Here is a 7,176-nt window from a genome sequence, read left to right as displayed (position 1 = left end):
CCTGTTTGTGCCTTAAGTCCTTCCCTGTATGGATTTCAGCTACTTTTGAGCGTAGGTGCTCTCATCGAATTTTATTTTAAGTTAATTATTTGCATAACAATTCCCGAAGAGCCAGTTATCGATTGTTTCTCCCCAAACCCCACACCCCCCCGATGTCGGGGTAGGGTCGTTTCATTCTCGCAAATGTCATTCAATCAAATCCTTATCTGGCAAGGTTTTCAGTCAATTTCTCAGAACAAATATCTGAAAAATTTTTAAAATGCCTTGCTTTGCTTGCCCCGTAAGCGATTGAAGACAGACAAACAAGGAATCAAACTAGAGAATGAATCAGCCCTACCGATGTCGGGGGGGTTGGGGGGGTCACCCCCCACACCCCACACCTTTTAAAAAGGATCTAGTTTGACTCGCTCGGTCCCACTGGTATTATGACCACAGATATCCTAATAGCTACAGAAACTGCACGATTAGATACCAAAGTCCCCCACAGATAGAAGATAATCAATATTTATCAGTATTGGAAGCCTTCAGCATGGTTCATTTAACGCCCAATCCTAGCTATAGTCTAAGTCTCAAGATAGAAATCCCCAATCAAGCGGGAACCTTCGCTTCTGTCCTCAATGCGATCGCCGATGTGGGGGGGAATTTAGGGCAAATTTCTCTAATCGAACGCAATTTAAAGATTAGCACCCGCGAGGTGATGGTTGATGCCGCTAGTACCGACCAAGCGGAACAGATTATCGCCGCGGTTAAAGCTCTACCAGATGTTAAACTCCTGAAAGTTTCCGATCGCACCTTCGATCTCCATCGTCGGGGTAAAATCTCCATTGAGAGTCGTATTCCCCTCACCTCCCAAGATGACCTGGCCATGGCCTACACCCCCGGAGTTGGTCGCATCTGCACCGCTATCGCCCACGACCCCGAACAAGTGTACTCATTGACCATCAAGGGCAACACCGTCGCTGTAGTTACCGATGGTAGCGCGGTATTAGGATTAGGAAATCTCGGGCCAGAGGCTGCCCTACCAGTAATGGAAGGGAAGGCAATGTTATTCAAGGAATTCGCCGGAATTGACGCTTTTCCCATCTGTTTAGCCACCCAAGACCCCGAAGAAATCATCGCAACCGTCAAAAGAATCGCTCCGGTTTTTGGGGGTATTAACCTAGAGGATATCGGCGCGCCACGCTGTTTTGAAATCGAGAAACGTCTGCGAGCGGAATTAAATATTCCCGTTTTCCACGATGATCAACATGGTACAGCGATCGTTTCCCTGGCTGCCCTGATTAATGCCCTCAAATTTGTCAAAAAATCGCTTGATACAGTCAAAATCGTGATTAATGGTGCGGGTGCAGCGGGAATCGCCATCGCTACTCTCTTTAAAACCGCAGGAGCTACAGATATAACCCTCTGTGATTCCCTTGGCATCCTCTCCCAAAAACGGGACGATTTAACCCCAGAAAAACAAGCTTGGGCCGTGGCCGCCACTGGTAAGCTAGGGGATGCTCTTAAAGGCGCTGATGTCTTCCTGGGGGTGAGTGTACCGGGGGTATTGACTCCCGAAATGGTCAAGGGAATGGCTAAAGATGCGATCGTGTTTGCCATGGCTAATCCGATTCCCGAAATTCAACCGGAATTAATCAATGATTTGGTGGCCGTGGTGGCTACCGGACGCAGCGATTATCCCAATCAGATTAATAATGTTCTCGCTTTCCCCGGATTATTTCGCGGGGCCCTGGACTGTCGCGCTAGGGCAATCACCGATAATATGTATCTGGAAGCGGCCAAAGCGATCGCTTCTCTGATCACTCCTGCTAATCTCAATCGAGAGAATATTATTCCCTCGGTTTTTGATGGTCGTGTAGTTACGGCTGTGGCCGCCGCCGTTCAACACGCTGCTCGTCAAGATGGAGTGGCCGGGGAATAATGTAATTATCTTGCAGGAGGGTAAGTAAACCGTGAAACCGATCGATGATATTCCCGAAGCTTTGCGGGACAGCCAGTACAGAAAAACTACTAATCCTAATGGTCTCATAGCGATCGCAAGCGGTTTACTTGCTCTGGTGGGAACCGGCATAATTGCCCTAGCAGTCTTGAATCGTTCCCCTGCTTCCGTAAACAAACCGCCGGTTAACCCCTCCCCCCCGATTAAAGCCACTCCTAGCCCCATTGAGAACATTCTAGGTCATTTACCCTATGAAGAGGCTCCAGAGACGGAATTAGCCCCTATTACTGGGGATGGTGCTATGCGTTTAAGGAAAGCAGCAGCCAAAGCTTTTATCCAGATGCAGAGTGACGCAAGAAGGTCGGGGGTGATTTTAATGCCGATTTCCGCATTTCGAGCGAAAGCAACCCAAGAAAAGCTCTTTTTTGAAGTTAAAGAACAACGCAATCAGGAAACCCGCAAACGAGCAGAAGTGAGCGCACCTCCAGGTTACAGCGAACATCATACCGGTTATGCGATCGATATTGGCGATGGTCGCGCTCCCGCAACAAATTTAAGTAGCAGTTTTGCCAATACTGCCGCTTTTCGTTGGTTGCAAAATAACGCTGCCCAGTATAGTTTCGAGTTATCTTTCCCTGAAAATAATCCCCAGGGTATTAATTATGAACCCTGGCACTGGCGTTTTGTCGGGGATAGTCACAGTTTAGAAACTTTTTATAAGGCCCAACAATTAGGAAAACAAAAATAAACGTAGGGTGCGTTAGGCAATCCATTGTTTTTAGGGAAAAAATCAAGGTCTAAATATTGCCGTAACGCACCAACTTTTTTTGCATGAGTAGAAAACGGGTTTCTCCGAGAAACCCGTTTCCTGTGCGTTACTCAGAATAGAGTTTGGGTTTTATTAGACTATTCTCCAATTAGGAAAACAAAAATAGGATAACCTTATCGGCGATCGATGGCATTTTCTGGAATTAATTACTAAAATAGGATTATATTGTATTGTGAGTGTTTCTAATATGTCCAAGCCAGTAGAATACTTAACAAATGAGCAAGGGGAACGAGTTGGGGTTTTATTAGACTGGAAGACCTATTCTCGATTTGCCAATTCATTAGGACTCGATGAAGATTGTTTGATTGGTTTGAGTGTGGATGAATTAAAAGCGCTGGCAAGTTGTCAATTGTCCCTCGTAGAGCAAAACCGTTTAGATGATTTAGTGACGAGAAATGCAGAATCTTTACTCTGCGCTGATGAAGTAGCTGGGTTAGATGAGTTGTTGGCAAAAACAGAGCAATTAACAATTCTTAAAACTCGTGCCAGATATACGCTGAAGTGCTTGGAACAAGGTACGACAGCAGCGTGAGTGTTTATATTCGGATGGGGTTTTCCCTGTCTGACAGGAGAGGGATGCAGAAACTCCGATTCTATCTTGTAAGTCATGAACAAATCTTCTTAGCCTACAATTAAAATATTAGAAAGTTTAATCGGGGTTCCTTCTCGAACTAACAGACAGCATCAATGATTGACTGGACTCCCTATCTCGAATCAATCTCGGAAAAGTACGCCCAGTGGGAGACATTTTACACCCTCACGGACGTAGAGGGAAAAACACGCCCGTCGAAAACTGCACCTTTAATGGATTTGCAGGTGCAGACGATTGAAAAAGAACCACAAAACCGACAAGAAAGACCAGAAAAACCCGAAAGATTCACGGTTTTAGATGGTTTACGCGAATATGCGGCTAATCACGTTCTTTTAAAAGGTCGTCCCGGTTCAGGAAAATCGACCGCTTTAGCCAGATTATTATTAGAAGAATCTGTAGGGGCGCAAAGCTTGCGCCTAAATCAACAAAATCAGGCTAAAATCATTCAAATTCCCATTCTCATCGAATTACGCTTGTATGAAACCTCAATTCTTGATTTAATTTTACAATTCCTGAAACGCCATAAATTAATTATTGATAGTAATACCCTAGAAAGTTGGCTGTTAGAAAATCAGAATTTTAGACCATTATTATTATTTGATGGTATCAATGAATTGCCCTCAGATACTGCACGACAGAAATTAAAAAACTTTCGCCAGCAGTATGCAGAAATTCCGATGATTTTCACCACAAGGGATTTAGGCAGCGACGACTTAAACATTGAAAAAAAGCTGGAAATGCTGCCCCTAACTGAACCACAGATGCGGGATTTTGTCAAGGCCTATTTGCCTGAAAAAGGCGAAGAAATGCTTAAACAGTTGGGAAATCGTCTCAAGGAATTGGGAGAAACTCCTCTACTTTTGTGGATGCTTTGTTCAGTTTTTGATAATCATCAGAACAAAATTCCTGCTAATTTGGGCTTAGTTTTCCAGATTTTTACAGGAATTTATGACAAGAAATTAAAAGCAGATGTTCCTACTTACCAAGAATCGCGGGATTGGTGGCGAGAATTGCTGCAAGTGTTAGCTTGGAAAATGACGCAAGGGGAGTCAAAAACCGAGATTCAGGTGGCTATTTCCCGAACAGAAGCAGAAGAAGAATTAAGCAAATTTATCAAAAATAAAGGATTCCCAGAATATTACAGTAAGCAGTGGTTAGAAGATTTATTGAAATATCATCTAATTCACCTAGAAGGTAATGATAAAATTGCTTTTCGCCACCAACTGATTCAAGAATATTACACGGCTGAGGAATTAAAGAAAAAGTTACCCCATCTGAGTGATGAGCAGTTACAGTGCGACTATTTGAATTATCTCAAATGGACTGAACCTGTGGCGTTGCTGTTGGGAATGCTGGATAAAAAAACTGATGCCCTACGAGTGGTGAATTTAGCTTTAGTGGTTGATAAAAAGTTAGGAGCGAGGTTAGCAGGAGAGGTTAAAAAAGACTGGCAACAGGAAACCGTTGCTTTAGTTTTAGGCTTAAATTTACCTCAATTGTTTACTATTGAATTGCTAAAAATGACTCGATCTGATGCGGCTATTTTTAGATTAATTCAATTCTTAAAAAACTCTAATTCTGATGTTCGTAGAAATGCAGCAAAAGCTCTTTTTAAAATTGGTGGCTCAAAAATCATCATTCCAGAGTTAATTAAAGCCTCAGAACACTCCTATATTCCAGAGTTAATTAAAGCCTTAGAACATTCATATAAGAAGTATTTTTGTAGTCAAGCATCTCTGGTTAATATCAAATTAAAAGCCGCCATTTCTAGTTTAATTGAAGCCTTAGAAGACCCCTATAAGTATGCTCGTAATCAGTCGGCAGAAGCCCTGTTTAAAATTGGCACAGAAGCAGCGATTGCTAAGTTACTCAAGGCTTTAGAAGACTCTGATTGGGGTGTTCGTGGGAATGCAGCCGAGGCTTTGGGTAATATTGGCACAGAAGCGGCGATGACTGAACTTATCAAATGCCTAAAAAATCCTGATTTTGTCACATTAAATAATGGCGATACTCTCTCTCAAGCTAGAGAAGCACTAGACGCAATTCAAAACAAACTTAAATACTATCACCCCCTCTCCCAACCCATGAATCAACAAGTTTACATCTCCTACAACTGGCAAGAAGACAGCAACGAAATGGCTAATCAACTCGTCCAAGCTTTTGCCGCTAAAGGAATTGAGATTATTCGGGATAAAACCCACACCAGCTATAAAGACTCCATCAAAAACTTTATGCGGCAAATTGGACAGGGGAAATGTGTCGTCGCCGTCATCAGCGATAGATACTTAAAATCAGAAAACTGTATGTTTGAATTAGTAGAAATTGCTAGAAATGGTGACTTTTATCAAAGAATATTCCCGATTATTTTACCAGATGCCAGAATTCATAAAGACTTCGAGCGCATAGACTACCTGAAATATTGGGAAGACGAAAAAGCAAAACTACAAGCCAAATACAAACAAATTGATTTAGCTAAAACTAATAGTATCATGGCGACATTAAACTTGTATGATGAAATCAGGAGCAATATTGATAATCTAACCAACATTCTTAAAGATATGAATACCCTCAATATCGACTTACACCGCCAATCGGAATTTGCAGCTATGATTCAAAAAGTAGAAACTAAACTTGCAGAGGATAGTCAAAATATTTAACTAAATCCCAGAATGATTGTTTTAAAAGATAAAGGCTAAAGGTGCTATTGCTGACTATACCCAATTTGTTCTCTGTAACTCATTTGACCGATAACTGCTATAATCATTAGTTGATAACTGTTAATTGCTGACATGACTAAATATCTAAACATTACTGAAACAGGACAAAAGCTGGTTGAATGGTCTGAGCAAATGACTGACGAACCTATTATTATTACCAAAGAAGGTCAACCCATTATGGTTGCCCTGAATTACGCTCAAATTGAATCTTGGTTAGAAACTCTTGATATTTTAGAAGACAAAGAGTTTGCCGAAATCCTATCTGAAGCAATTCAACAGGATCAATCAGGACAAAGAATTACTTGGGAAGATGCTAAAAAACAACTGGGTTGGTAATGGAATATCAAATACAATTAATTCCTCTTGCTTTAAGCTTTTTATCTAAAATTACCGATAAACGCATTCAGCAAGAAATTCGCAAACGGATTGAAAAGCTAAAAATTGAACCAGATAAACAAGGTAAAGCCCTTTCAGGTAAACTTAAAGGATATCGTAGCGTTAGGGCAGTTGGTCAAAGATATCGGATTGTCTATCGTGTTGAAGAAGCTCAAATTATTGTTATTGTTATTGGAGTTGGAATTCGTAAACAAGGTGATAAGAAAGATATTTATGCCCTTCTTGAAAAATTAATTAATAATGAATAAAATATGGGTTATGACAGAACTGCTAAACCAATAGGTTCTTGCTGAATCGTGAGATATACACCTATTACTTTTTCAAAGATAGCCAGTTTTGGAGAGGATAGTCAAAATATTCCTGCTTCTTCTGAAAAAAAACGCATCCCTATCATCTATTACCTATGATTTCAGAGGAGCCACTATTGGCAATTTAGCTCATAATGTGCAAGGAAGCCAACAGAATTATCCCCAGCAACCTAATAACAATAACCCAGAGAAAAAATAACATGGTTCAGCAACTTAATAACACCCAAATCGCCATCAATACTTTATTGAATATAGCAATTCTTGGAGCTATGAGGTACAATAGAAAGCAAATAGACAAATAATAGAACTTACCAGCTTCCTATGAGACCCTATTCCGTAGATTTTCGCCAAAAAATTATCGATGTCTGGAAGAAAGAAAAAATTTCCATTCGAGG

At 41.2% G+C, this 7,176-nt stretch carries 6 protein-coding genes; all 6 read left to right on the top strand.

The annotated features are described in order from the left end of the window. The first annotated feature begins 529 nt into the window (after nt 1-529). Nucleotides 530-1,921 (top strand): NAD-dependent malic enzyme, encoded by a 1,392-nt coding sequence (locus tag H6F92_RS23545; RefSeq protein ID WP_190359715.1) that lies wholly within the window; start codon nt 530-532, stop codon nt 1,919-1,921. Between the two features lie 31 nt (nt 1,922-1,952). Beyond that, nucleotides 1,953-2,687: a M15 family metallopeptidase gene (locus H6F92_RS23540; protein WP_190359714.1), complete on the top strand. Its 735-nt coding sequence runs from the start codon at nt 1,953-1,955 to the stop codon at nt 2,685-2,687. Nucleotides 2,688-2,940: 253 nt separating this feature from the next. Further along, nucleotides 2,941-3,300, top strand: a complete 360-nt coding sequence (locus H6F92_RS23535; RefSeq protein ID WP_338420917.1) for a hypothetical protein — start codon at nt 2,941-2,943, stop codon at nt 3,298-3,300. Between the two features lie 155 nt (nt 3,301-3,455). Then, nucleotides 3,456-6,017 (top strand): HEAT repeat domain-containing protein, encoded by a 2,562-nt coding sequence (locus H6F92_RS23530; RefSeq protein ID WP_190359712.1) that lies wholly within the window; start codon nt 3,456-3,458, stop codon nt 6,015-6,017. A gap of 132 nt (nt 6,018-6,149) precedes the next feature. Next, entirely contained in the window at nt 6,150-6,413 is a 264-nt protein-coding gene (locus tag H6F92_RS23525; protein ID WP_002790841.1) for a type II toxin-antitoxin system Phd/YefM family antitoxin, read from the top strand. Next, nucleotides 6,413-6,721, top strand: a complete 309-nt coding sequence (locus H6F92_RS23520) for a type II toxin-antitoxin system RelE family toxin (RefSeq protein ID WP_002750216.1) — start codon at nt 6,413-6,415, stop codon at nt 6,719-6,721. The genes H6F92_RS23525 and H6F92_RS23520 overlap by 1 nt, the downstream gene beginning before the upstream one ends. Nucleotides 6,722-7,176: the final 455 nt, after the last annotated feature.

The sequence above is a fragment of the Microcystis wesenbergii FACHB-1317 genome (assembly GCF_014696875.1).
Taxonomy (GTDB): Bacteria; Cyanobacteriota; Cyanobacteriia; order Cyanobacteriales; family Microcystaceae; genus Microcystis; species Microcystis wesenbergii_A.
Note: the sequence above shows the minus strand (reverse complement) of the source record. Positions and strands in the feature narration are given on the sequence as shown.